The sequence below is a fragment of the Streptomyces albireticuli genome, assembly GCF_021228125.1.
Classification (GTDB): Bacteria; Actinomycetota; Actinomycetes; order Streptomycetales; family Streptomycetaceae; genus Streptomyces; species Streptomyces albireticuli.
The window spans coordinates 50,209-75,799 of the sequence record NZ_JAJQQS010000019.1; the positions used below are offsets into that span (position 1 = coordinate 50,209).

The following is a 25,591-nucleotide window of genomic DNA, read 5'->3' on the forward strand; positions in this document are numbered from 1 at the left end:
CAACCCCCATACGTACATACAGCCGGCTCAGAATGGCCCACCCTCACATACCCCGGCTTCGCCCTGTCACCGGGGTCTCACCGGGACCGCGGAGATCGGGCGAGCGGCATCGCCGGGCCGGCCATCGAACACCAGCCCCTAGCCCCTGGCCGCCGGCCCCTGCCTCATGGCCGTACACCAGCCCGGAACCCCGTCCACCGCAGATCGGCCGGCAGGTGCCCCATGTCGTTGTAGAGCAGCACCGCCGGCACCGACTCGTCGCGGTACTCGACCACCGTCAGCGCCGTGTTCCCGCAGTTCAGGCCGAGCCAGCGCACCGGAGGCGCGTCGAGGGCGTCCCGGACCAGCCAGGCCACGTCCGGCGGAGCCTGCTCCGGTACGTACGGCACGTGGTCGACCAGTTCGGGCGTTTCCCGCACGGCGGCCTTCGGCAGACGGGTGCCGATGATCCCCGCGGATCGCACTGCCCGGGGCAGCGGCGAGTGCCACACCGCGTCGATCGGAAGGCAGGACAGGCGCTGCCCGATCAGGTCCGATTGCCGCTTTCCGGCCCCGGTCAGTTCACCGAACGGGTCCGCCGCTCCGTGCCGTACCAGGTACACGTGCCGGGTTGCCATCCCCGCTCTCCTCGCAGGTCGGGCTTGTGGTCGATGATTCGAGTGGTCGTCGGCGCCGGCATTCGGACGCTGCTGCTCAGCCGTGGCGCAGGACGGCCTGAGTCGCGTCGAGGCGCCGGGCCTCGTCCCGTTCGGAACGGCCGCCCGAGATGTCGTCGGCCCAGGAGAGCAGCCGGTGGAGATGCCGGTGCCGCGTCCGCGACGACGCGGGGGGTGCCGAGGGCGACCTCGCCGCCCGTCCCGTCGATGGTGACGAGGGTGCCGTCGCCCACGGTGCGCCCGCCGACCGTCACGGAGCCGCCGAGGCCGGCCGCCTGGCCAGTGGCCTGCTGTCGGCGACGCGAAGACCTCCCCCTGGGCCGGGTCAGTATCCGATGGCCTCTCGGAGAAGCAGCACGGTGCCGCGCCCCGGGCCGGGTTCCGCGTTGAGGACGAGCAGGCGGTTGACGGCGCTGGGCATCCCGTACACCGCTTGGGCCCGGGCGTTCTCCAGGGGAAGGCAGTGTTCTTCGACGCGGCGCAGCGCTGAGCTCAGGTCGGGCACCACCTTCTGCGCGCCGACGATCCAGACGGCGCGGGAGGCGCCGCCCGCGTTGGCGGGGAGTTGGCTGCCGCTGCCCGAGGCGAGGACGAGCGAGCCGGTCTCGGTGACCGCGGCGACGCTGTTGACGACGTAGTCGGGAGTGGAGACCAGCCGTCGGATCTCGTCGGCGCCGGTGGCACGGTCGATGCCCCGGACGCGCGGCCTGATGGCGTCGTACCGGTCGCCGGCGTTGAGGTCCTCGTCGATGCCGGACAGCCGGAGGGTCTCGCTGGCTCCGGTGAGCACACTGGCGCCCTCGGGGACGAGGTCCTTGACGCGGGCGCGTGCGGCTGCGGCGTCGTCGAGGACCTCGGCGGCGAAGCCGTTGGCGATCAGCGCGGCGGCCACCCGCTCCAGTTGTTCGGTCGGTACCGGGTCGGTGAAGGACGCGGTCGGCGCCGGGGTGGCCGTAGCGTCTGCCGGGTTGGTCCGGGCGCCCCGCGCCGGTTGGGGCGCGGTGCCCGCCGGCGGGGAGGTGTCGAGGTACCTGACCTCGTACACCCGCTCGGCGAACTTCCAGCCCTCCGGGGTGCGCCGGTAGCGGTCGTGGTAGACGGCGTAGTTCTGCTCCTGGTGCCCGTCGAGGGTGCGCGCGAGCTCTTGGACGTAGGCGCGGCCGGTCGCGGTGTCGCCGTCGAGAAGGATCGTGCCGGCGTGTGTGGTCTGTACGAAGAAGTCCCACCGGCTCTGCAGCCGCTCGCCCCCGGCGCGGATCTCCTCGCGGCCGACCTGATCGGCGGGGACATGGGGCATGCGCAGGGCGCCGTCCGGAGTGAACAGCGACGCCAGGCGGGGTCGGTCGCGCATCATCGCCGCGTCGGTGAACTCGCCGCGCAGTGCCTCGATCTCGACGCGGTCCGCGATGGCCTGGAAGTCGTTCATCGAAGTGCCTCTCCGTCTTGTCGTCGGTCTCACCGTTACGACAGCGCGGCCCTTCGGAATGTGAGGTCGACGCGCCGCCTCACATTCCGAAGGGCTGTCTTGTCGTCAGGGGTGGAGGCGACAGAGGCGAGCGAGGGAGACTGCCGGACCATGACCACCAGGGCCGAGCCCGGCGACGATCAGAACGATCCGGGCCTCAGCGTGATCGTGAGCGAGCGGCGCAGGCTGATCAACCTCGCCTACCGGCTGCTCGGGTCCCTTGCCGACGCCGAGGACGTCGTGCAGGAGACCTACGCCCGCTGGTACGCCATGTCCGCACGGGAGCGGCAGGCCATCGGGTCGCCCGGCGCCTGGCTGATGACGGTCGCCGGGCGCATCTGCCTGAACCTGCTCGGCTCGGCCCGGGCCAGGCGGGAGACGTACGTGGGCGACTGGATCCCGGAACCGCTGCCCGAGCCCACGGAGTGGAACACCGGGGGCTCCGGCGGCGACCGGACCGACCCGGCCGATCGGGTCACCCTCGACGAGTCGGTGACCATGGCCTTCCTGGTCGTCCTCGACGCCATGACCCCGGCCGAGCGCGTCGCGTTCGTCCTGCACGACGTCTTCCGCTACCCCTTCGGCGAGGTCGCCGAGATCGTCGGGCGCACTCCGGCGGCGTGCCGCCAACTGGCCTCGTCCGCCCGCCGTCGCGTCCGTACCGCGCAGACCCCGGCGGCGGGCCCGGGCGCCGGGCGGGCCGGCATCGTGAGGCGGTTCAGAACGGCGTGGGAGGCCAAGGACATCGACGGCCTGATCGGCCTGCTCGACCCCGACGCCGTCGCGACCGCCGACGGCGGCGGGCTGGCCGTCACCCACCCGCACCCGATCGTGGGCGGTGAGCGGATCGCACGTGCCTACGCCGAGATCGCCCGTGTGTCGGGCGACCGCACGACGTTCCTGGAACGCACGGTCAACGGCCTGCCCGGCTTGGTGGCGTATCAGGACGGCGGCATCGCGACCGTGTTCGCGTTCGAGATCGCGGGCGACCGGATCAGGCGCATCTGGGCGGTGCGGAACCCCGAGAAGCTCCGCCTCTGGCGGATGGGCTGAGGAGCGCGGATGGGTGCTGAGGGGCGATCCGAAAACGCCCGTTACGCCAGGGCCGCGTCGACCGCTGCCTCGGTATGCGGGCGGGCGGGAGCGCGCCGGCTCAGGAAAGCCCGCCTCGTCGTGCGGAGCCCATCGGAAACCGGGGCATCGCGAGGGACAGCATCGCCACCCACGGCTCGTCGGAGAGCCGCTCGACGTCCTGTCGTGACAGGTCCGCCGATACGGTTCTGTGCTCCGCGGAGGCGGTGGACACCCCCGCCCCCCTCAGCACCGCGAGCTGTTCGTCCGAGGGCGCGTCGGCCAGCCGGACGATCACGGGGATCACCCTGCTTTCCCTGTCGTCCACGGACTCGATCCGGAGGGTGAGAGGGGCGTCGAGCTTTTTGTAGTCCATGGGTCCGTATTGCTCCGGCTCTTCACAGGTCGGCGGCGTCGATCAGTCCGAATCCCCACTTCCGGTCGAATTGAGTCGACGCGTTGCGGGGAATGGCGGAGTGGGTCTTCAGGATCTTCTTTACCCGCACGGGGTCGAGGTCGTTGTCCCTTTGCAGCAGGAGCGCGCACAGGCCCGCCATGAACGGACACGCCATGCTCGTTCCCTGCAAGGCGACATGCTCGGTGTCCAGCGTGAGGAAGCGATCCGGTTCGGAGTCCCGCGACAGGGAAGCCACCACCATCGCACCGGGGGCCGTCACGTCCGGCTTCTTTCCGCCGTCGCGCAGGGGTCCCTCGCTGCTGAAGTCCGCGATGTCGTCCAGGCGCAACCAGGTGGCCTCCTGGTCCTCCCCGTCGATGTCGACCCAGGACGTCCTGCTGGCGTACGCCGCGACGGTGATCGCGGAGGAGCAGCAGCCCGGCGAGCCGATCTTCATGTCGTCGGACGTCAACGGGCCGCCGAGTCGCGCGTCGCCGCTCGAGTCCAGGATCCAGACGTCCGCGTGGCCGCGATCGCTTCCCGAGGTGCCCCGGACCAGCAGCTGCCACGTCGGCAGCAGCGGAGAGTTCGCCGCGCGCCGTTCGGGGTGCACGATGACGAAGAAGTTGCGGTCGGAGTTCAGGGAGGTGGACGGCTGTGTGGCGATCTCCACCAGTCCGTCCGGCAGCTCGTGGGTCACGGCAGGGGTTTCCCCGGGGGAGCGGATGGCCTGGAATTCCGTCGCGCGCCCGGACGGCGAGGCGACGGCGACCTCGAACTCGTTGGAGGCCGAGTACCAGCCGTTGAGCATGAAGTCCCGTCGCCTGCCCTTGATGCTGGGAATGCACGGCACGGATCTCACCGCGGTGCCGTGCACGTCGACGCGGGCGTGGATGTCGTCGCTGCCCTCGTTTCCGGCGGCGCAGCAGACGATCCGCCCCGGTCCGGTTTCGTCGTCGATCGCCAGGGAGAGGGCGTCCGTGCCGTCGTGGGAATCGGAGTGTCCACCGAGGCTCAGGTTGACCACCGCCGGCAGTCCCAGCTCCCGGCCGAGCCGGAAGATGTACTGGACTCCATCGGTGATCCCGTTGTCGAGGAAGTTCGTCTTGACCATCACGAGCCGGGCCTCGGGGGCCACTCCTCGGAATGCGGCGTCCGCTCCGGTGCATATTCCGCTCACATGGGTGCCATGGCCATCGGTGTCCCGGGACTGAGTAAGTTTCGACCCTTTCAGCTCCAGGCCGTAATGGCCTTCGGGGACCCCCGATCCGCTGAGCGTCTGGTCCCAGATGCGCTCGATGCGTCCCTGAAACGCCGGATGCTTCGAGTCGACGCCACTGTCGATGACGCCGATCAGCACGTCTTTCCCGGTGAGCCTCGAGTCATGCTGGAAAGAGTCCAGCCGCACGCTGCTGCGTGCCTCGTCGAGGCAAGGGCGGAGCAGGTGTGAGGAGACGATGCGCTCGATTCCGTCGTGCTCGGAAAGGGCCTCCAGCGCGTCGAAGGGGACGATGGCCGTGCGTACTCTGTCCCCGCCTCCGTTGATCTCCAGACCTTGGACTTTCACGTCGTTCAGGTTGGCGTCCGGGGCGCACACGAGGGAGACGACCGCTCGTGTCGGCTTGGCCGGTTCGTCCACGGACACCCATCCGAGTGATGCCGACTGCCGGCGCAGAGTGGCGGTGTCGTCCGCGAGATATCGCCCGTAGGCGGCGGCGAGAGTGGGTGCAAGCTTGGCGTATTCCATGATCGCCCCCGTGGTGTGTTTGAGCTGTGACCATGCGTTTCGGAGATTTGGCGACCACTTCCAGGCTAGTCCCTGTTGACAAGGGTTGGCAGGTCGAGTAGCTCGGCGGAGAGCGTGGCGGACGGTGAGCTCGTCCGGACGCTCTCGCCATCCGCTATAGCGGATGTCTTGACGGGTTCGGGTCCGCTGAGTAACGTTCCGGCTACTCCGGTCACTTGGCCTGTGCGGGCGGAAACCGTCCGCTCGCGCACGCACTCACGCGGCTGGTACGGGGGCGCAGCCGCGTGAGTGTGGTGGTACCGGGACGCGTGCGCGCCGTGAGGCACCCGCATCACCTTGCTGGTGCGGGCCCTCACGGCGGTGCGGGTTCCCGCTTCCCGTCGTACTGTCCGGCGGCGGGGCCTTCCTTGTTCTCTTCCGCGACTCTTCCTCTCCTCCTGCGGCCACTTGCTCCCTGCGTACTGCCCGACTGCCTGCCGGTTTCCCTGTGGTCCGGCGGCGGGTCCGGGCGCCTTCCCCTACCGGAAAATGCTGTCGGCACCTCAGAGGTGAGTGAAGATGCTCAAGGAAGCCGTACCGGTCCACACGCCCGCATCCGCGACACCCGTTCCCTCCGCGACTTCCGCTACATCGGCTTCCGCTGCGGCCGAGTCCGATGAGGCGGCGTCCGTGGTCTCGTACGCCCGCCACCGAACGCCTTCCCCCGCTCCGGCCGCTCCCCCTGCTGAACCTCCGCTCGAGCCCGTGGGTGTCGCCCCGCTCTGGGCCGCCCTGTCCCCTTCCGCCGCTCCTGTGGGTGCCCCTCCCTCGGACGATTCGGTGGGAGGTGCGCGTCAGGCTCGTGCGCGGTCGGTGAATCTGGCGGGGGGTTGCCGGTTCGAGGTGGTGGTGATGCTGTCGGCGCGGGAGGTGCGCGGGTCCCGTCCGTTGGCCCTGGAGCTGCTCGCGGACCCGCTGCGCAACCGCGTCGGTGTGCGGGTGTTGTGCCCGCATACGTTGCGTGGGGACGCGGTGGCGCGTTCGGTGCTGTCTCGTCTTGTGGCCGGGGGTGCTGAGGTGCGGACGTGTACGGAGGCGTTCGATCCGGTGGTGGTCTTCGACGGGCAGGCGGCGTTCCTTCCGGCTCAGGAGGGGGACGAGGCGGGGGAGGAGGGGGGTTCGCTGGCGTATGAGCGGCATTTGGTGGGTTTTCTCGGCCGGATGTTCGAGCGTTTGTGGGAGTCGGGGAGTCCGGTCGAGGGTGCGGCGCCGGGGTACGGCGGTGACGCGCTGGGTGATCTGAAGTCGACGATTTTGCAGTTGCTGGCGTCGGGGCTGAAGGACGAGGTGATCGCTCGGCGGGTGGGGATGTCCTCGCGGACGTTCCGCCGTCATCTGGCCGCGCTGATGCACGAACTGGGCGCGGGCAGCCGCTTCCAGGCGGGCGTACGAGCCGCCCACCTCGGTCTCGTCAACTGACGCCCTCCACGCCTCCGGGGTCCGCGCACCCCGTGCCGGCAGGGTGAGTGCCCCGGTGCGTGAGGGGCGGGAGTGCCCGTGCCCCGTAAGGGCGCGCCCGCGATCCGAGCGCTACGCGTCGCCGGGCTCGCGTCAGCGGGAGGGTTCGATTCCCCAGGCCGCGGCGCGGGCGGCGGCGGCCGCGCGGTTGGGGAGGCCGAGCTTGGAGAGGATGTGCTCGATGTGGGTCCCCACCGTGCGCGGTGTGATGTAGAGCCGCTCGGCGATCTCCCGGTTGGTGCGGCCCGCGGTCAGTTCGGCCAGTACCTCGAGCTCCCGTGGCGAGAGTCCGCCGGGCCGCCGCGCGTCCGGGTGCCGCGCGTCCGGGTGCCGCGCGCCCGGGGCGGGGCCGGCCGCCGCGGACTCCTCGGACGGCGGGCCCGGCCGAGGGGCGACGGCCGCGGCGAGGGCCTCGGTGAGCAGTGTGACCACGGCGCGCGCCGGATCGGGGGCGCGCCGCGGCCGGCGGGTGCTGACGTTCAGCATGCCGACGTACCGGCCGTCGGCGGCGAACAGGCACTGGGCCACGCCACCCTCGATGCCGAGGGGGCGCAGCACGTCCTGGAAGCCCGGGGACGTGGCCAGGAGCTCCCGGGGGACGTCGCTGAGCCAGAGACCGCCCCGCGCCGGGCCGCGGAGCACGGGGAACACCGGGTCGTGGTGGAGGCTGGTCTCGATGTAGGCCGTGGCCTCGTCCGGGTAGCTCCCGGCCAGGGTGGTGTGGCGCCGGCGCAGCGGATCCCACCGGGTCAGCGAGGCGTGGTCGTACTCCACCACCTCCGACAGCGCCTCCAGGACCGTGTCGACGCCGGTCGCGCCGCTCGTGGCGCTCCTGGCGGCCTCACGGACGCGGACGGCCGCGTCCAGGATGTCCGCCGTGCTCCGCTCCGCTGTCATTCCCCAAGAATGATCATGTGCCTGGAATACGTCAATCGCGAAGGGTGTCGTGCACGACCCGCCCGTCCATGACCGTGAGGACGACGGGCATCTCCGGGATGTCGTGGGGGTCCGCGGCGAGCAGGTCCCCGTCGAGCACGCGGAGGTCGGCGACCTTGCCCGGCTCCAGGGAGCCCTTCCAGTCGTCGGCGAAGTCCTGCCAGGCCCCGCCGATCGTGTACGTACGGATCGCCTCCGCCAGGCCGACGCGCTGCTCGGGGCCGCTGACCCGGCCGGCGGTCTTCACCTCGCGCAGCAACATGGTTGGCGACGCCCTGGCGCCGGTCCGGGCACGTGACCGGGGCGACGGTCCACTTGACGGTGGCGTTCATATTGACGCCGAGGCCGTGGGCGGCCAGCACCTTCATGCTGCGCGCGGTGAGGAAGCCGCCGTGGATGACGTAGTGGCGTGCGTCGGGCCACGGGTGCTCGGCCATGGCCGCGGCGAAGGCGTCCGCGAAGGTGTCGCAGGCCCGGTCACCGGTGACGTGGACGCCCAGCCGGTGCCCAGCGGCGTGGGCGTACCTGATGGCCCCCGGCGGCGTGGGCGTACCTGATGATGGCGCCGATCCCGGCGCCCGGACATCGGTCATCCCACCGATACGCGTTCCGGCGGTGGCGGGGTCCTCGTGCCGAGCCGAGGCGGACGCCACCGCGCGGTCACGGCGAGGCCGTCAGCCGACGGGCATCCTCGGCGCGGCAGGCGTGGGGGAGAGGCCGGCGGGCACCCGGGAACCCGGCGCTGTGAGCTCCGCGGCGCCGTCGGGTACGGGGACGGCCGCGAAGATCGCGTCCTGCTGGGCCTGGAGCTCCTTCACACGCTCCGGCGAGGTGCCGGGCAGGCGTTGCTCCTCGTAGAGCTTGTGGGTGTCCACCTGGGCCTTCTTGCTGGCCGGGGTGTGGAACTGCACCTCGTACGCGTGCCCCCGGTGCGGCTCACGCCAGGCGGAGTTGATGCCCTTGTACCCCTTGGGCCGGTCCCAGGTGTTCGACCACTTCACGGTGTCGTCGCCCCACGCGGACAGCAGCAGCGCGGCGAGGCCGACACCGGAGGTGTACTTCCCGTCGGGCCACTGCAAGGTGTAGCGCACCGAGTCCTTCATCGTGGCCAGGGCCTGGTTGACGGTCTGGCCCGGCGTCTCCTTCATCGAGGTGGCGACCTTGCGCTTCAGCGAGTCCGGGGACTTCAGGCGCTGGTCGAACCCGATCAGCTCGGCCTCGCTCAGGACGGCGGCGGCCCGTACGCGCGGGCTGATCTCCTTCTCGGCCTTCTCGGCCTGCTTCAGGAACGCGTCCACGGCGCGGTTGTCGGAGGCGTTGAGCTCCAGCCCGTCCCCGTGCCAGCCGTCGTCGCGGGCGGTGCTCTCGCTCGTCCTGCCGACCCCGTCCGGGCCGGGGGCGGCCCACGCGGCCGCGGGCGCCATCCCGACACTCAGCGCCGCGGCCAGCGCGGCGGCCACCGCACCTCGACGTGCTCTGACCAGCATCCCCATGGAGACTCCCCTTCTTGTCCTGCGTCCGGGCCGTTCGCCGGCCCGCCCGCACGATCAACGTGGGGAGCGGCCATCGGTTCGCGCACCGCTCCCACCACGGGGCTATTTGACTGGATCACGACGGTTCAGGGCGAGAAAAGATCCAGGGGGTGTGCCCGGTCGCTCGGCTCGGCCGGCGGGCTACCGAGCCCGGCACTGCCGCCGACGCAGCGTGATCCGGTACAGAGTGGAGGCTTGTCGCATGAAGACGATCTCACTGGCCCGAAGGTAGGTGCGATACCGCCGATAGGTGTCGGGCCCGACGAGCGACTCGGCCTCTTCCCGGGCTCGGACCAGCCGGGTGGACCAGCCGCGCAGGGTGCGTACGTAGTCCCCGCCGTCCTCGCGCACCGCGGTGATCGCGAAGTACGGCTCACTCGCGGTGGTGATCTCGGACAGACGGGGCAGTGCCGAGCCGGGGAAGACCTCGCGGGCGAAGAAGGCGGGTACGGGTCCGTCGAGGTCACTGCCGTCGGTCAGCGCGATGGTCTGGAGGCTGAGGCGGCCGAACGGCGGCAGCCAAGCGGCACAGCGCGCGAAGAAGGCACGGTAGGCCGTGATCCGTTCGTCGTGCGGCATGTCCAGGTGGGTGAAGTGTTCGAACGCCCCGATCGAGACGATGCCGTCGTAGGGTTCGTCCGGCTCGTGATCACGCCAGTCCTGGATCCTGACGTCCACTCCGGGCAACCCGAGGGAACGTACGTGCGCGTGCTGGTCGGCGCTGAGGGTAAGGCCGACCGCGTGCCGGACACCGGTCTCTTCCGTGGCCGTCCGCAGGAGGCTGCCCCAGCCGCAACCGATGTCCAAAAGGCGGCCGTCCGCCGTGATGCCGGCCTGGGCGAGGTGGTACCGGAGCTTCGCGCGCTGGGCTCTCAGCAGCAGGTCGGTTCGCGCCGGATCACCGGTGATGCCGTCCCACAAGGCGCAGGAGTACGTCAGGCCGGGGTCGAGCCACAGTCCGTAGAACTCCTTGCCGACGTCGTAGTGGGCCTGAATGTCCGCGGCGGTGGCGCCCGCTCGGCCGCGCTGCTCGGGTGGGACACTCATCGGCCTTCTCCCTCGCGGTGGAAGCGGACGTGGCTACGGGCGCTCTGTTCCCCGGCCTTGAGCCGATTCACCGGCCTACGCATTCGAGAGATTTCCGCTGTGCAGGGCGCCGACGTGCCGGTGAGGATCGGCAGTGGCCATGGCGTCGAGCAGGAGCAGCAGCCGCCGTTGGTGGTCTGCCAGGTCGGCCCGCGTGTACTGCTCGCGGGTGGCCTGTACGTCCAGCCGCAGCCCGGCACCGTCGCGCCGGTCCAGGGCGAGAAGCTTCAGGCAGGCCGGTCGGCCGGCGGCGACGTGGACGCCGGAAACGGTGCAGGGGATACCGCCCATGCTGAGGGGACGACCGAGCGGCATGACGTTGACGATGAGCGAGAACCGGGAGGCGATGCTGCCGGGCAGACCGAGGTCACGGGCCAGATCCTCGCCGGGGTAGCGCTGATGGGCCACCGCCTCGTTCATCGCGCGGTCGACCTGGGTGAGCAGTTCGGCCAGCGGCATGCCGGAGTGGACCCTGAGGCGCAGGGGCACGATGTTGTGGAGCACGCCTGGGGTGGTCATGAGCGCGCGCTGCGGGCGGCCGGTGACGGCCAGGCCGATCACCACCTCGGGTGCCGCCGTCAGCCGGTGCGCGTACACCGCCGCCGCGGCACAAAGGAACCGTGACCGCGCGATCCCGGCAGCCAGGGCCGCCTTTTGAAGTGCTTCCGGGCGTGCGAGCGGACGTTCCCCGCTCACGCGCAGAGCCTGTTCGGCCAGGTAACCGCTGTCCGTGCCTTGCCGCCCGTCCGTAGGAGCCGGTCGGGCGGGCAGCGGGGCCGGGGCCGGTGGATCGCTGAACGTCCGTTTCCAGTAAGCGCCATCGGCGGCGTACCGCGGCGAGGAACGGTAGTCCAGGTCGGCCTTCACCAGGTCCGCCAGTGATCCGAACGGGGACGCCCCTACTGGTTCCCCGGCGGCCAGAAGCGCGTACACCCGCGTGAACCGGCGTGTGATCAGGAAGAGGCTGTAGCCGTCCGCCACCACATGGTGGGCACTGAGGTAACACAGCCAGTGGTCCGCCCGGAGCGCGATCAGCGCGCACCGGAAGAGCGGGCCGTGAGCCAAGTCGATCGGTTCGGCCATGTCCGCCGCGATCCAGCGCCGCGCCGCGCCGTGCGGATCAGGCTCACCGCTGACGTCGACGCACGCCCAGGCGCTGTCGGCCGCCGGGTGTACCTCTTGGACGGGGCCGTCCGGGGTGGCGGTGATGCGTACGCGCAGCGTGTCGGCCTCGGCGAGGACCTGTCTCATCGCCGCTTCGAACAGCCCGGTGTCGACCGGTCCGTGGAGGTGCGCGCACTGGCTGATCCGGTACGCCTCGTGCGCGCCGGACGCGTCCTGCTCGGCGAGCCAGATCTTGCGCTGTGCCGCGGTGAGCGGCAGCACGTGCGGGGTGGGGCGCGCTGTGCGGCCTTCGGCGTCAAGGCATTCTCTCCGGCTGGGAGCGGACGGAGTCGCACCGCTGGAACCGGGCATCGGCACCTCCCATGGGCTCCCGACGAGCCTCCCCGCCGGTCCCCGGGTTACACCATGTGGCATATACAGCCTTATGTGATCACCCGAAACGAAGGGCCTGGGCCGCCCCTTGAAGGTGCGGGTGTGCTCGCGGTGAGCGCCGTCCGCCGCCTTGGCGGCGCGCGTGCGTACCCCGGGCGGCGACCGCGAGACTCTCCCGGCGTACGCGGGCGTTCGCGTCGTCGTGCCCGCGCCTTCGCCCGCTCCTTTCCGCGATCAACTACCGCTCGTTGCCCGCATATAGACGCCACAGCGGCGCAGACTCGCATGAGGCATGAACGCGGAGAGGAAGCGCGACAAGTGAAGCCGGGACGCGTTCGGGCTTCGCCCGGCAGTCGGAGACCGCACGAGGAAATGAGGTGAGCAGGTGACTCCTGCTGCGGCTGAGAGCGTGCTGCGGGAGCTTGAGCCCTCGGTGGAAAGGCTGCTGGAACGCCATCTCGCGGCCGCTCATGACTGGCTGCCGCACCAGTTCGTACCGTGGAGCGGGGCACAGGACTTCGACGGGCCGCTGGAGGGCGCCGCCTGGCAGCCGGAACAGTCGGCTCTGTCGCCGGCCGTGCAGGACGCGCTGGTCATCAACCTTCTCACCGAGGACAACCTGCCCAGTTACCACTTCGAGATCGCGGTGCAGCTCGGGCGGGACGGGGCCTGGGGAGCGTGGAACCACAGATGGACGGCCGAGGAGGACCGGCACTCGGCCGTGCTGCGTGCCTTCGTCCACGCCCGCCGGGCGGTGGATCCCGTCGCCCTCGAACACCTACGGATCCGGCACATGGCGGCCGGGTGGTCCCTCGGCTGCTCCACGGTGCTGCACGGCCTGGCGTACGCCACCGTCCAGGAGCTGGCGACCCGGCAGGCCCACCGGAACACCGGCGCGCTGTGCGGTGACCGGCTGGGCGAGATGCTGATGACCAGGATCGCCGCCGACGAGAACCTGCACATGCTGTTCTACCGGGGGCTGTTCGCCGACGCGCTCCGGGCGTTTCCCGACGACGCCATGGTCGCCCTGGCGGATGTCCTGTGCGAGTTCCGGATGCCGGGGACCGGCATCCCCGGGTTCCGGGCGCGGGCCGTGCGCGTCGCCGCGGCCGGTATCTACAACCTGGACGTCCATCACGAGCACGTGGTGCAGCCGCTGCTGCGCGCCCTGTCGGTGATGACGGCGCCCGGCCTCGGCCCGGTCGGCGGACAGGCCCAGGAACGAATCGGCCTGTACGAGGAACGGTTGAAGGCACAGGCGGCCCGGGCCCGCGCGCTGTACGCACGTATGAACGCAAGCAGGACCCTCCCCCTGTCCCCGTGAGAGAACAGGAGCTGTCGTCATGACGAACCCCATGGACCAGGTCGCGCTTCCCGAGAATTTCATCGCCCTGCTGACCGATCACCTGAGGATTCCGGTACCCGCCGACGGGCTCTCGGCCGCGACGACGCTGGAGAGCCTTGACATCGACTCGCTGGCCCTGATGGAACTCGTGGTCGCCGCCGAGGACGTGCTCGGCATCGTCCTGCCCGACAGTGCCCTGGACCTCTCCCCGGCCGCCACCCTCGGCGAGGCGGCGAAGGTGTTCGATGAGGCGACCTGACATCGCGATCACCGGACTGGGCCTGGTGACTCCGGCGGGGCATACCGCCGAGGCGAACTGGGCCGCCCTGTGCCGGGGGAGCTCGGTCGCCGCCACCGACCCCCTTCTGGAGGGGCTGCCCGTCGATTTCTCCTGCCGGGTCAGGGACTTCGACGCCGAGGCGGAGCTCGGCCGGCTCGCACAGCGCCTGGACCCTTTCGCGCAGTTCGCACTGGTCGCCGCCCGGCAGGCGGTCCTCGACGCCGGCCTTGAGCCGCGCACCTGGCGAGGGGAACGGGTCGGGGTCGTCCTGGGCGTCGGCAGCACCAGCATGAGTACCTACGAAACCGTCTTCCACCACCTCCACACAGGGCAGCCGGAGCGTGTCTCCCCGCTCGCGCTGCCACGCAGCCTGCCGAACATGGCGGCGGGGGAGGTGGCGCTCGACCTGGGAGCGCAAGGACCGAATTTCACCGTCTCCACGGCATGTGCCTCGGGTGCCACCGCGATCGGGGTCGCGCGGGACCTGCTGCGCTCGGGCACGTGCGACATCGTGCTGACAGGCGGAGCCGAGGGGGCGCGGACCCGCATCTCCGCCGCCTGCTTCGCGCGGATGCGGGCGCTGTCCCGGCGCCGGGAACAGCCGGCGCTCGCCAGCCGTCCGTTCGACACGGCCCGCGACGGATTCGTCCTCGGCGAGGGCGCCGCCGTCCTGGTACTGGAACGGCTGTCCACCGCGCGGGCCCGCCGGGCACCGGTGCAGGCCCTGCTGCGCGGCTACGGGGCCAGCGCCGACGCACACCACCCCATCTCCCCGCACCCCGAGGGCCGGGGCGTACTGCAGGCCATCGCCGCCGCCCTCAAGGACGGCGGATGCCGACCCGGCGACATCGGGCACATCAACGCGCACGGCACCTCCACCCCGAGGAACGACGCGCTGGAGGCGGCGGCCCTCTCACGGGCCTTCGGGGACCGCACACCACCGGTCACCGCCCCCAAAGGCATCATCGGCCATTCCCTCGGCGCGGCCGGTGCGATCGAGGCCGTCTACACCGTCCTCGCGCTCCGCCACCAGACGGTGCCTCCGGTGGCGAACTTCCAGGACCAGGACACGGGCCACGAGATCGACATCGTCGCCGGGGAGCCGCGCCCCATCCGCGCGGACACCGCCCTGAGCTTCTCCTTCGGCTTCGGCGGGCAGAACGCGGTCCTGCTGCTCACGGCTCCCTGATGCCCGGAGCGGCAGGGGGAGAAGCCGACCCCTCCCCGCCCCCGCGCCCGCAAACGGCGTACCGCGCCCAGGCTCCGTAAAAACGACGTGCTGCCGACCGAGCGGTCCTGTTAGCATGCCGCGAGTATTGATCATGCGTTGAGGAGATGCAGGACATGGCGATGGACGACGACATCTCCGGGTGACTCCCCGGCTCCGACAGGCCACCGGCCGGTGCGCGGAAGCGCCGCCGTCGTGGCCTCGTTGTCGCATCCTCTCTTCCCTTGTCTGCTGCCGAGGCAGAAGTGTCATTCCTGCCTCCCTCCCCACGAGGTCATCTCCATGTCCGGCGTTTCCGTCGTCTGCTCGAACCTGTCCTTCACCTGGCCCGACCGCACCCCCGTCTTCCAGGGCCTGTCCTTTACCCTCGGCTCCGGCCGCACCGGCCTCGTCGCACCCAACGGCACCGGCAAGAGCACGCTGCTCAAGCTCATCGCCGGTGAACTGCGGCCCGGCACCGGATCGGTCTCCGTGACCGGCACCCTCGGCTACCTCCCGCAGAGCCTCCCTCTGACCGGGGACCTCACCGTGGCCGAGGTGCTGGGCGTCGCCGCGATCATCCGGGCCATCGACGCCGTCGAGTCCGGGGACGCCGACGAAAAGCACTTCACCACCATCGGCGACGACTGGGACGTCGAGGAACGCACCCGCGCCCAGCTGGACCGTCTCGGCCTGGCAGACCTCGCCCTGGACCGCACCCTGAGCACCCTCAGCGGCGGTCAGATCGTCTCCCTCGGCCTCGCCGCCCAGCTGCTGAAGCGGCCCGACGTGCTGCTGCTCGACGAGCCCACCAACAACCTCGACCTCGACGCCCGGCACAAGCTCTACGACGCGCTGGCGGACTTCCACGGCTGCCTGCTCCTGGTCAGCCACGACCGCGCCCTGCTCGACCGCATGGAACGCATCGCCGAACTCGACCGAGGCGAACTCCGCGTCCTCAGCGGGAACTTCACCGCCTACGAGGAGACCGTCCGCGCCGAGCAGGAGGTCGCCGAGAAGAACGTCCGCAACGCCGAACAGGAGCTGAAGCGGGAGAAGCGGGAGATGCAGCAGGCCCGCGAACGCGCCGAACGCCGGCAGAGCAACGCCGCCCGCAACCTGAAGAGCGCCGGACTGCCGCGCATCTTCGCCGGCAACATGAAGCGCGGCGCGCAGGAGTCCGCCGGACGGGCCGGTCAGATGCACGCCGGCCGGATCGACGAAGCGAAGGCCCGGCTGGACGAGGCCGGACGCGCACTGCGCGAGGAACAGCGCATCACCCTGGACCTGCCCGCCACCAACGTCCCCACCGGACGCAACCTGTTCTCCGGCGAACAACTCCACATCCACCTCGGCGAAAAGAACGTCTTCGCCGGCCACGGCGTCGACCTGACGATCCGGGGACCGGAACGCATCGCGCTGACCGGCCCCAACGGCGCCGGGAAGAGCACCCTGCTCCGCCTGCTCGACGGCGACCTGACCCCCGGGAACGGCGAGATCAAACGAGCCGACGGGCGCATCGCCTACCTCTCGCAGCGCCTCGATCTGCTGGACCCCGACCGCACGGTCGCCGAGAACTTCGCCGACTACGCCCCGGAACGGCCGCAGGCGGAGCGGATGAACCTGCTCGCCCGCTTCCTCTTCCGCGGTGACCGCGCCCACCTGCCCGTCTCCGTACTCTCCGGCGGCGAGCGGCTGCGCGCCACCCTGGCCTGCGTACTGTGCGCCGAACCGGCCCCGCACCTGCTGCTCCTGGACGAACCGACGAACAACCTCGACCTGGTCAGCACGGGCCAGTTGGAGGGCGCCCTGAACTCCTATCAGGGGGCCTTCGTGGTCGTCAGCCACGACGAGCGTTTCCTCCACAAGATCGGCGTGAACCGGTGGCTGAGGCTGTCCGACGGCCGGCTGACGGAGACCGGAGCCCCTGAGGTGTGAGCCGGCTGTTCCCCGGCGCCGCCGGGCCTGAGCCCCCGTCGAGAGTCCGTTGTCAGTGGTGACCCCTACCGTGGGGAGCACCCGATGACGGACTGTGATTTCAGGGGGAACCGTGCTGCTCAGCGAGCACACCGACGGCGCCGCGCCGCACGACGAGGACACGTTCACCATGCCCGGCGCGTGGCGGCGCGCGCTGCATCCCCGCAGAGGCGGCCTGTCCACACAGGTTCCCCCGGTCGCGGCGGACGCGGCCGAGCAGGCCGCGCGCCTGGCCGGGCGTGCCGCGGAGTGGACCGAGAAGGTCCTCGCCCACCCGCGGAGCGACCAGCGGCTCGTCGCCGCCGCGAGGGCTCGGCAAGAGGGTGACGCGAGCCCGCTGGGAGCCGCGGTCCTGGCCTTGGCCGACGGCGGGCGGGCGGTTCCGGCCGCGCTGCGGGCGGACGCCTGGGTGCGGGCCCATGGCCTGCCGTTCGCGGCCGAGGCCGTCGCGGAGCTCTTCGACCTCCATTTGGACTACGTCGAGGGCGAGCCCGGCAACGGGGTCGCCGTCCGGTCGGAGCACGGGTCCTACGTCTCCCACATGTACCGGCCCGTCGCCGACCGCGTCCGAGCCCTGCTCGCGGTGGCGGACGAGGAGGCGTACGCGAGGACGGTGGCCGCGCTGGCCCCGCACCGGACGGGCACCCGGCGCCGCGCCGTCGTGTCGTATCTCGTGCCCGGCGAGGCCGAGTGGGTGGCCGAGTGCTGCGCGGACGAAGGCCCCGGCATCCGGGGCGACAACACCGTCATGCGCATGATGCTGTGCTCCGTCGCCACCGCCCAGCAGGTCACGCGACTGGGTGGGCGTGACGACTACATGTGGCAGGGCTGGGACCTCGCCACGATCGCCGGTCTCACGGAGGCCGTCGGCCCGGCGATCGCCCCGTTCCTCACACAGGACCTGAACGCGGACCACGTCCTCAACGACACCCTCGAACTGCTCAGCGGCGCCCTGGCCGCGCTCCCGTCCGACGAGGCGTTCCGGGTCCTGCTGGCCAAGGCCGGGAACGCGTCCGTCCGCCCCGCGCTGCTCGACGCCGCGCTCCGGTACCCCGCGCGGGCCGTGAGGCTGCTCGGCGAGACATGCGCCGGACCCGATGAACCGGCGCCGCTCGTAAGACAGATGTTCACGGCGCACATCCGATCTCACCGTGCGCTGGCCGTGTCCCTCCTGCCCGCGCTTCCCGAGCGGGTCGCGGCACTCGTCGCACCCCTCGCCCACGGAGACGACCTGCTGCCGGAGGCACCCGCCGACTCCGTTCCGGAACTGCTGACGAGCCCGCCGTGGGAGGCGGCGGGGCCGCGCAAGGCCACCCTGGTGAAGGTGCCGGCCCCGGACGGCGACCCGCGTATCGCCTGGCTTCCGGGAGAGCGCGAGACATGGGCGGCCACGGAGAGCTGGTGGACCGCACCGGCAGCCGAGGCCGAATGGGCGAGGCAGCCGAGCCCGGAAGCACTGCGGAGCGGGTCGCTCCTGACATCGCTGCACGCGGCGGGGTTGTTCATCCACCTCCCGGCGGAGACAGTGCTGCCCCTGCTGGAGGAGTGGGCGCCGGACGACCTGTGGGACGTCGAAGGCTCTTTCAGACCGGTCGTGGCCCGGTTCGGACCGGACGCGCTCGCACCGGTGTTCCACGCCGCTTCGAGGCAACCGGTCACCGCGGGGCCGCTGCTGCTCCCGTTCGTCGGCCTCGGCGTCGCCCGGCTCATGGCCGACTGGCTGATCCGGCTCAGGACGGCGTCGGCCGTCGCGCGCGCCTGGTTCCTGCGGCACGGCGCGGAGGCTGCCGCACTGCTGGTGCCGGACGCCGTGGGCAAGCCCGGTGCCGCCCGTCGCGGCGCCGAGCGGGCGCTGCGGCTGGTCGCCGCTGAGCACGGTGATCAGACCGTACGGGACGCCGCGGAGGCGTACGGCCCCGCGGTGGTGCGGGCCATCGGTGAGCTCCTCGAGGCGGACCCCTTGGTGAGCGCCCTGCCGGTGCGCCTGCCCGAGGTGCCCGGCTGGGCGGACCCGGCGGTCCTGCCGCAGATCATGCTGCGGAAGGGCGGCGCGCTGCCCGTGGAAGCGGTCCGGAACGCGGTCGTCATGCTGGCCGTCTCCGCGCCGGGCGAGATGTATCCCGGCCTCGCCGTACTCCAGGACTCCTGCGAGCCGGAGTCGCTGGCGGAGTTCGCGTGGGGCCTCTTCCAGCAGTGGCGCCTCCATGGAATGCCGGCGAAGGAGAATTGGGCGCTGCACGCGCTCGGGGTGCTCGGCGACGACGGAACCGTCCGTGGGCTCACCCCCGTGATCATGGCCTGGCCGGGCGAGAGCGCGCACCACAGCGCGGTCGCGGGCCTGGACGTCCTGGCCCGCATCGGCACGGACACCGCGCTGTCACACCTGACGCGCGTCGCCGACCGGGTGAAGTTCAAGGCGCTCAAGGCCCGTGCCCAGCAGAAGATCGAGGAGGTGGCCGAGGAACTCGGGCTGACCCGTGACCGGCTGGCGGACCGTCTGGTGCCCACGCTCGACCTTGGCCCCATGGGCTCCACGGTCATCGACTACGGCGCCCGCCGGTTCACCGTCGGCTTCGACCAGCGGCTCCAGCCGTACGTCCGGGACGACGCGGGCAAGCTCCGCAAGGCACTGCCCGCCCCGGCCGCGCGGGACGACGCCGAACTGGCCGCGGCGGAGCGCAAGCGCTTCACTGCCCTGAAGAAGGAAGTACGGACCATCGCCTCCACGCAGGTGGGTCGCCTGGAGTCGGCGATGCTGACGGGGCGGACGTGGGAGGCGCCGGAGTTCGTGCGGTACCTGGTCCGGCACCCGTTGCTGGGTCTCCTGGTGCGGCGCCTGGTGTGGCAGGACGGAGCCGGTACGGCGTTCCGGGTGGACGAGGACGGCACGGCGCGCGACCTCACCGGCCGTGAGGTGCGCCTGACCGAGTCGGCGACCGTACGGCTCCCGCATCCCTTGCACCTGGGCGAGGGTCTCGACGCCTGGGCGGCCCGCTTCGCGCACGCGGGGATCGGCCAGCCCTTCCCGCAACTCCACCGCGCGGTCCACCGCCTGACGGACGAGGAAGCGGGCGACTGGCGGCTCTTCCGCTTCGAGGGGCTCACCGTGCCCACGGGCAGGGTGCTCGGCCTGGAGCGGCACGGCTGGGAGAGGGGCGAGCCGATGGACGCGGGCGTCGAACGCTGGATCTCCAAGCGGCTGGGGGCGAACCGCTTCGCGGTCATAGCCCTGCGGGAGGGGATACCGGTGGGGCAGATCGACTCCGCCCCTGAACAGTTGCTGGAAACCGTCTGGCTCGACACGAGGCCGGCCGATTACCTGCCGTTCCGCGAGTACGCGCTCCGGCTGGGGGAACTCGGCGCCGTCGAGGCGTCGGAACTCCTGTCCGACCTCACGGAGCTGACGGCGATGTGAGGCCAGGGGCTCCGCCGTCGGCGGAGCCCGCGGGAGGGGCTGACACGGCATCCGGCCGTGGTCGGCCTCACCCCTCCAGGTCGGAACGGCCCTCCTGGACCAGGGGAGTGGTGGCCCAGCCGTGTTCCAGGAGGGCGAACACATCGCGCAGGGTGCGGGCAGGGTCTTCGCTCGCCCGGGCGAGGCCGGGGGCTTCCAGGGCGAAGCGTGCCAGGCTGGTGACGGCCGGGTCTTCCGGGGTGAGCCCGGTGGCCTCGGCGAGGGTGGCGGCCAGCGTCTTCTCGTGGCGCGACCACATGCGCCGGGCGTAGTCCCGCAGCGCGGGGGTGGATTCGACGAGGATGAAAGTGGGGTCGTCGGTCCGCACGGCGCTACGGGTGAGCACCATGTGGTCGCGCAGGGCGTGTAGTACGGGCTGGCCGGGGGCCCGGTCGCGAACGGCGGCGACCAGAGCGCTCTCGATGTCCGCGTCCAGGTCGAAGACGAGGGCTTCCTTGCTGGGGAAGTGCTTGAACAGCGTGCTCAGCGAGACATCGGCCGCCTCCGCCACCTCGCGCACACCGACGTCGTCGAAGCCGCGCTCGGTGAACAGCCGCACCGCGGCATCCGTCAGAGCCTGCCTCGTCTGAGCCTTCTTGCGCTCGCGGCGTCCTGCCGTCGTCCCGACCATGCCCCCACCTTACCCCCGTGAAGGGATTCGATAGCAAAGGCGATCCGATTCAAAGTCGGAGCGGTTGTACTTTTAGATCTGCTGTGTTTTTGTGGGACGGGCCCCTGACCGGCACACGGCCGCCGGAAGCCCGGGGCCGGGCGGCGGCTGATCCGCCGTGCCCGGAACAAGGCGTCACCACAAAGACGCCGGCACTCTCTTCGACCCTCGAACGGAGCGTGACCCTCATGTCCACCACTCCTCGTATCGCTGTCGCCGGCGCCGGCCTCGGCGGCCTCGTCTGCGCACGCGTCCTCCAGCGACACGGCGTGCCGGTCACGGTCTTCGAGCGCGAGACCGACCCCCGCTCCCGCTCCCAGGGCGGCACTCTCGACATCGACGAGGCCACCGGCCAGACGGCCCTGCGCGCCGCCGGCCTGTTCGACCGTTTCCTCGCCCTGTCACGCCCCGAAGGCCAGGAGTGGCGTCTGTACGACCACCACGCGTCCCTGATACGCCACGACCGGGCCGGCGAGGGCGATCTGAGCAGGCCCGAGATCGACCGCGGTCAGCTGCGCGCGCTCCTGCTGGAGTCCCTCGCCCCCGGCACCGTCCGCTGGGGCCGCTCCGTACGAGCCGTCGTCCCGCTCCCCGACGGCACCGCCCGCCTGCACCACCACGACCGCACCGGCAAGGACTTCGACGACTTCGACCTGGTCGTCGGCGCCGACGGCGCCTGGTCCCGGGTGCGCCCCGCGCTCTCCGACGCCCAGCCCTCCTACGCCGGAGTCACGATGGTGGAAGCCCACTTCGACGACGTCGACGACCGCCACCCCGGCATCGCCCGCCTGGTCGGACACGGCACCATGGCGGCCAAAGCGGGCCGCCGCAGCCTGGTGCTGCAACGCAACAGCGACGGACACGTCCGCGCCTACGTCACCTTCCGCGGCCCCCAGGACTGGCACGCCGGCCTCGACCTCGCGGACACCGACGCCGTACGCGCGCGCCTCCTCGACCAGTACCAGGGCTGGCACGAGAGCCTGCTGGACATCCTTCGCGGGAACGAGGGCGGTTTCGTCAACCGGCCCATGTTCGTCCTGCCCGTTCCCCACACCTGGCGGCGCGTACCCGGCGTCACCCTGCTCGGCGACGCCGCCCACCTGATGCCGCCCGTCGGCGTCGGCGCCAACCTCGCCCTGCTCGACGGCGCCCAACTCGCCCGGGCCGTCATCGACCACCCCACCGTCGACGCGGCCCTCGACGCCTATGAGAACGTCATGCTGACCCGCGCCGCGGACCACGCCGGGACCGCCCGGCGGATGCTCGCCACCCTCATGCCCGACACCGACTCCGACACCGCCGTCTTCCCCGACACCCTCTGGCCGGCCGGCGCCCACCCTGACCCGAGCCCCGCCCACGCCGGTCGTGAGAGAGCCTGAAGAGCCGGTCCGTCCTGACCTCCCGCGCACGCGTCGGGCCCCTCAGCCGTCGGCGTCCTCGCGCAGCCCGACCCGGTTGTGCAAGCGGCGCAGCGGCCCGGGGGCCCACCAGTTGGCCCGTCCGGCCAACCGCATGAACGACGGTACGAGGAGGGCGCGGACCAGGGTCGCGTCCAGGACGACCGCCAGCGCGAGGCCGACGCCGAGCAGCTTCAGCAGCGTCACACCGGAGACGGCGAAGACGAACAGCACCACGGCGACGAGGAGCGCCGCGGCCGTGATGATCCGCCCGGTGTGCTGGAGCCCGAAGGCCACCGACTCCCTGTTGTCCCCGGTGCGCAGGTAACGCTCGCGGATCCGCGAGAGCAGGAACACCTCGTAGTCCATGGACAGGCCGAACGCCACGCAGAAGGTCAGGATCGGGATGGTCGCGTCCAGGGTGCCGGTGTGCGTCGGGCTGCCCACCAGGGGCGACAGGTGACCCTCCTGGAAGACGAACACCATCGCCCCGAACGTGGCGCTGAGGCTGAAGGTGTTGAGCACGAGCGCCTTCACCGGCATCAGCACGCTCCCGGTGAACAGGAACAACAGCACCAGGGACGAACCCACGACGATGCCGATGGCCGCCGGAGTGGCCCGGGCGATGGCCGACGTGCTGTCCCTCACCTCGGCGGCCCGTCCGCCCACCGACACCGTGCTCCCCTCCGGCGGCGCCACCTTCCGCAACCGGTCGACGAGCCGGGTGCCGGCGGAGGAGTCCTGCTCCACGGCGGAGACCACGGAGAACAGCGCGGTGTCACCGTCCACCAGCGCGGCACCGGCCGCTCCCGGCCCCCGGACCTGGCGCCCGGCGGCATAAGCGCCGGGCGCCGCGCTCACCTGACGGACGTCGCGCACCTCGGACAGGGCACGGGCGTAGGGCTCCAGGGCCTGCCGACCGCTTTGCCCCACGCCCTCCACCACCACCGGGACGGTACGCAGCACGTCCCTGTCGAACCGCTCGCGCAGCAGCCGCGTGGCGCGGTGCACCTGGGAGTCGACGGGCAGCGAGCGGTCGTCGAACAGCCCGGAGGAGACCCGGGTGAACGGGGACGCCAGAACGACCAGAACTATCACCGCGCCGCCCCCGTAGAGCAGCGGACGGCGCATCACCGCCATGGCGAACCGGTACCAGCGGCCGTTCTCCGGCGACACCGGCGCCGCCGTTCCGGAGGTGGCCCGCCGCGCCGGGCCACGCAGCCGGGCGAAGACGTCGTAGCGGTCGACCCGGTGGCCCAGGACGGCCAGCAGCGCGGGCAGCACGAAGACCGCCCCCGCGGCCGCGGAGAGCACCACGACGATGCCGCCGTAGGCGAAGGACCGCAGGAAGTACTGGGGGAAGACCAGCAGCGCGACCAGGGACAGGGCCACCGTCAGCCCGGAGAACGCGACCGTCCGCCCTGCCCTGCGCACCGTGGGGCCCAGAGCCTCCCGCACCGTGGCGCCGCCGCGCAGTTCCTCACGGAAGCGGGAGAGCATGAAGAGGCTGTAATCGATGCCGAGGCCGAGACCGAGCGCGGTGGTCGAATTCATCGAGTACACCGAGATCGACACGACACCGGCCAGGGCGTTGAGCACGGCCCGGCTCACCAGGACCGACAACAGCGCGATGACCAGAGGCAAGGCCGCGGCGACGGCACTGCCGAAGATCAGCAGGAGGAGGACGAGGGTGATCGGCATGGCGATCGCCTCGGCGAGCAGCAGGTCGTGCGCGGTCTGCTTCCCGACCTCGGTCTGCACCTGCGCGGGCCCGGCCGCCATGACCGTCAGCCCCCGCGCGTGCCGCCGGAGTTCCGGCACCAGCCGCTCCGCGGTCTTCGCCTGGGCGTGCTCGTCACCGCTCAGGGAGAGCGACACCAGCCCCATGGATCCGTCCCGGGACCGCAGCGCGGACGGACGCCCCGCCGTCCAGTACGAGCCGGCCGCCCGTACGCCCGCGGCCCGCTCGGCGCGCCGGGTCAGATCGGTGCCGAGGGAGGCCGTCGTCGGCGAGTCCACCGGACCCGCGCCGCTCAGCAGCAGTATCAGGTCGCCGTCGGTGGTGGGGAAGTGCTCGGACACCAGGCGCCCGGCACGGGAGGACTCCGCGTGGGGATCGGAGAACCCGCCGTGTGCGAGCCGGTTCTCCACGCCCAGACCCCCGAGCGCGGCCAGGACGAGGGCGAGCGCGCTCACCCACAGCACAGTGGTACGCCGCCGGTACAGCGCCGCGCTGAAGCGGTCGGACATGGACGGGACCTCCCCGGTCGAATGGTCTGCCGGGACGCGGGCCCGGCGGTCGTGCGGAGCCGTCGTGCTCATGGCGATCTCCGCCATGCGTGGTGCCGGGCCACCGTACCGACCCCCGCCCCTTCGGGAGGCCAACTCGGCCCCGTTCCAGGGGCATTCGGTTGATGGCCCGGGTCGCGGTGGTGATACTGGCTCTCGTGCGGTGAAGCCGAGACGGAGTGGGGTCCATGGACCGGGAACGCGCGCTTCTGGACCTGCTCGATCTCGCCCCCGGTGGGGGAACCCCCGGTCGGGGAGAGGGGGTCCACTTCGTCGGACGCCCTCCCCTGGAGCAGTCCGTCCCCGTGTACGGAGGGCATCTGGCCGCCCAGGCGCTGGCCGCCGCCGGCCGTACGGTGCCCGCCGCGCTGCCCGCCCACTCGGTGCACTGCTCCTTCCTGCGGCCCACCCTGCCGAGCGCGCCCTTCGAGTACCGGGTCGAGAAGGTGCGGAACAGCGCCTCCTTCGCCACGCGCCGGGTCCACGCGACCCAGCACGGCCTGGAGGTGTTCGACCTGACCGCGTCCTTCCACCGGCCCGGCCCGGGCCTGGACCACCAGGACCCCATGCCGCCCGTCCCGGACCCGGAAAGCCTGCCGACGTACGAGGAGCGGCTGACCACGGCGTTCGGCGAGGTGATGCAGCCCCTGGGGAAACCGTACGAGCTGCGCTTCGTCGGCCCGTTGAGCTTCGACACGGAGAAGAACCCCTCGCTGTCGTCCCCCCGGACCCGGGTGTGGGTGCGCGCCGAGGGCGAGCTGCCGGACGAGACGGCCGCCGGCGGCGCGCGCCTGCTGCACGCCTGTCTGCTGGTGTACGTCTGCGACGTCACCATGCTGGAGACGGTCCTCGTCCGGCACGGCATCTCGTGGTTCCACGCGGACGGCCGGAGCGTCGACTACACCGTGTGGATCCATCGTCCCTTCCGGGCGGACGACTGGCTGCTGTGCGCCTTGGAGACCCCGGCGGCCTCCGGAGGGCGGGGACTGGTCCTGGGCCGGGTCTTCACCCGTGCCGGCGTGCTCGTGGCCACCCTGGCCCAGGAGGGCCTGATCCGGGTGAGCGCCGGTCACGGGGCCCTCGGCTGA

Annotated in this window: 20 protein-coding genes; 9 read left to right on the forward strand and 11 right to left on the reverse strand. The window is 71.6% G+C overall.

The genetic code is table 11. The features are described 5' to 3' along the window. Positions 1-164 precede the first annotated feature (164 nt). Together LUZ64_RS29030 and LUZ64_RS29035 are read right to left on the reverse strand one after the other, a co-directional pair. Positions 165-617 carry a phosphoglycerate mutase family protein gene (locus LUZ64_RS29030; RefSeq protein WP_095583273.1) on the reverse strand — a complete coding sequence of 151 codons (453 nt, stop codon included), beginning with the start codon at positions 615-617 and terminating at the stop codon, positions 165-167. A 364-nt stretch (positions 618-981) separates the two neighbouring features. Further along, the gene (locus LUZ64_RS29035) at positions 982-2,082 is read right to left on the reverse strand and encodes an LUD domain-containing protein (protein WP_095583274.1); all 1,101 of its coding nucleotides are present in this window, start codon (positions 2,080-2,082) and stop codon (positions 982-984) included. 150 nt (positions 2,083-2,232) lie between these two features. On the opposite strand from LUZ64_RS29035, the gene sigJ reads away from it, so the two are divergent. Further along, positions 2,233-3,174: an RNA polymerase sigma factor SigJ gene (gene sigJ, locus LUZ64_RS29040; protein WP_095583275.1), complete on the forward strand. Its 942-nt coding sequence runs from the start codon at positions 2,233-2,235 to the stop codon at positions 3,172-3,174. A 100-nt stretch (positions 3,175-3,274) separates the two neighbouring features. On the opposite strand, the gene LUZ64_RS29045 is transcribed toward sigJ, so the two are convergent. Both LUZ64_RS29045 and LUZ64_RS29050 read right to left on the reverse strand, forming a co-directional pair. Continuing rightward, the gene (locus tag LUZ64_RS29045; protein ID WP_095583276.1) at positions 3,275-3,568 is read right to left on the reverse strand and encodes a hypothetical protein; all 294 of its coding nucleotides are present in this window, start codon (positions 3,566-3,568) and stop codon (positions 3,275-3,277) included. A gap of 22 nt (positions 3,569-3,590) precedes the next feature. Then, positions 3,591-5,336, reverse strand: coding sequence for a S8 family serine peptidase (locus LUZ64_RS29050; protein WP_095583277.1), 1,746 nt, complete (start codon positions 5,334-5,336; stop codon positions 3,591-3,593). A gap of 891 nt (positions 5,337-6,227) precedes the next feature. On the opposite strand from LUZ64_RS29050, the gene LUZ64_RS29055 reads away from it, so the two are divergent. Next, complete coding sequence (locus tag LUZ64_RS29055; RefSeq protein WP_232398974.1) at positions 6,228-6,794, forward strand: response regulator transcription factor; 567 nt, start codon at positions 6,228-6,230, stop codon at positions 6,792-6,794. 132 nt (positions 6,795-6,926) lie between these two features. On the opposite strand, the gene LUZ64_RS29060 is transcribed toward LUZ64_RS29055, so the two are convergent. The 5 genes from LUZ64_RS29060 to LUZ64_RS29080 form a co-directional block, all read right to left on the reverse strand. Continuing rightward, entirely contained in the window at positions 6,927-7,730 is an 804-nt protein-coding gene (locus LUZ64_RS29060) for a helix-turn-helix transcriptional regulator (RefSeq protein ID WP_095583922.1), read from the reverse strand. A gap of 31 nt (positions 7,731-7,761) precedes the next feature. Then, a complete protein-coding gene (locus tag LUZ64_RS37845) occupies positions 7,762-8,031 on the reverse strand; it encodes an amidohydrolase family protein (protein ID WP_372478754.1) in 270 nt (89 codons plus the stop codon). 412 nt (positions 8,032-8,443) lie between these two features. Continuing rightward, positions 8,444-9,262, reverse strand: a complete 819-nt coding sequence (locus tag LUZ64_RS29070) for an ATP nucleotide 3'-pyrophosphokinase (protein WP_095583921.1) — start codon at positions 9,260-9,262, stop codon at positions 8,444-8,446. A gap of 180 nt (positions 9,263-9,442) precedes the next feature. Further along, positions 9,443-10,348 carry an SAM-dependent methyltransferase gene (locus tag LUZ64_RS29075; protein WP_095583920.1) on the reverse strand — a complete coding sequence of 302 codons (906 nt, stop codon included), beginning with the start codon at positions 10,346-10,348 and terminating at the stop codon, positions 9,443-9,445. Positions 10,349-10,423: 75 nt separating this feature from the next. Next, positions 10,424-11,773 carry a condensation domain-containing protein gene (locus tag LUZ64_RS29080; RefSeq protein ID WP_170116901.1) on the reverse strand — a complete coding sequence of 450 codons (1,350 nt, stop codon included), beginning with the start codon at positions 11,771-11,773 and terminating at the stop codon, positions 10,424-10,426. Between the two features lie 496 nt (positions 11,774-12,269). Here LUZ64_RS29080 and LUZ64_RS29085 point away from each other — a divergent pair, with 496 nt between their 5' ends. The 5 genes from LUZ64_RS29085 (at position 12,270) to LUZ64_RS29105 (ending at position 20,108) form a co-directional block, all read left to right on the forward strand. Beyond that, entirely contained in the window at positions 12,270-13,208 is a 939-nt protein-coding gene (locus tag LUZ64_RS29085) for an acyl-ACP desaturase (RefSeq protein ID WP_232398948.1), read from the forward strand. A gap of 19 nt (positions 13,209-13,227) precedes the next feature. Continuing rightward, complete coding sequence (locus tag LUZ64_RS29090; RefSeq protein ID WP_232398950.1) at positions 13,228-13,488, forward strand: acyl carrier protein; 261 nt, start codon at positions 13,228-13,230, stop codon at positions 13,486-13,488. Further along, the gene (locus LUZ64_RS29095) at positions 13,475-14,698 is read left to right on the forward strand and encodes a beta-ketoacyl-[acyl-carrier-protein] synthase family protein (protein WP_095583917.1); all 1,224 of its coding nucleotides are present in this window, start codon (positions 13,475-13,477) and stop codon (positions 14,696-14,698) included. Before LUZ64_RS29090 ends, LUZ64_RS29095 begins: the two co-directional genes overlap by 14 nt. Before the next feature lie 321 nt (positions 14,699-15,019). Then, positions 15,020-16,654, forward strand: a complete 1,635-nt coding sequence (gene abc-f / locus LUZ64_RS29100) for a ribosomal protection-like ABC-F family protein (RefSeq protein ID WP_095583916.1) — start codon at positions 15,020-15,022, stop codon at positions 16,652-16,654. Positions 16,655-16,766: 112 nt separating this feature from the next. Then, entirely contained in the window at positions 16,767-20,108 is a 3,342-nt protein-coding gene (locus LUZ64_RS29105; protein WP_232398951.1) for a DUF4132 domain-containing protein, read from the forward strand. A gap of 67 nt (positions 20,109-20,175) precedes the next feature. Here the strand turns inward: LUZ64_RS29105 and LUZ64_RS29110 are convergent, their stop codons facing one another. After that, positions 20,176-20,778, reverse strand: a complete 603-nt coding sequence (locus LUZ64_RS29110) for a TetR/AcrR family transcriptional regulator (RefSeq protein ID WP_095583915.1) — start codon at positions 20,776-20,778, stop codon at positions 20,176-20,178. Between the two features lie 227 nt (positions 20,779-21,005). Here LUZ64_RS29110 and LUZ64_RS29115 point away from each other — a divergent pair, with 227 nt between their 5' ends. Next, positions 21,006-22,196, forward strand: coding sequence for an FAD-dependent oxidoreductase (locus tag LUZ64_RS29115; RefSeq protein WP_095583914.1), 1,191 nt, complete (start codon positions 21,006-21,008; stop codon positions 22,194-22,196). A gap of 42 nt (positions 22,197-22,238) precedes the next feature. On the opposite strand, the gene LUZ64_RS29120 is transcribed toward LUZ64_RS29115, so the two are convergent. Next, on the reverse strand, positions 22,239-24,536 hold the full coding sequence (locus LUZ64_RS29120; RefSeq protein ID WP_170116900.1) for an MMPL family transporter: 2,298 nt from the start codon (positions 24,534-24,536) through the stop codon (positions 22,239-22,241). A 155-nt stretch (positions 24,537-24,691) separates the two neighbouring features. Between LUZ64_RS29120 and LUZ64_RS29125 the strand changes: the two genes are divergently transcribed. Beyond that, complete coding sequence (locus LUZ64_RS29125) at positions 24,692-25,591, forward strand: acyl-CoA thioesterase (RefSeq protein ID WP_095583912.1); 900 nt, start codon at positions 24,692-24,694, stop codon at positions 25,589-25,591.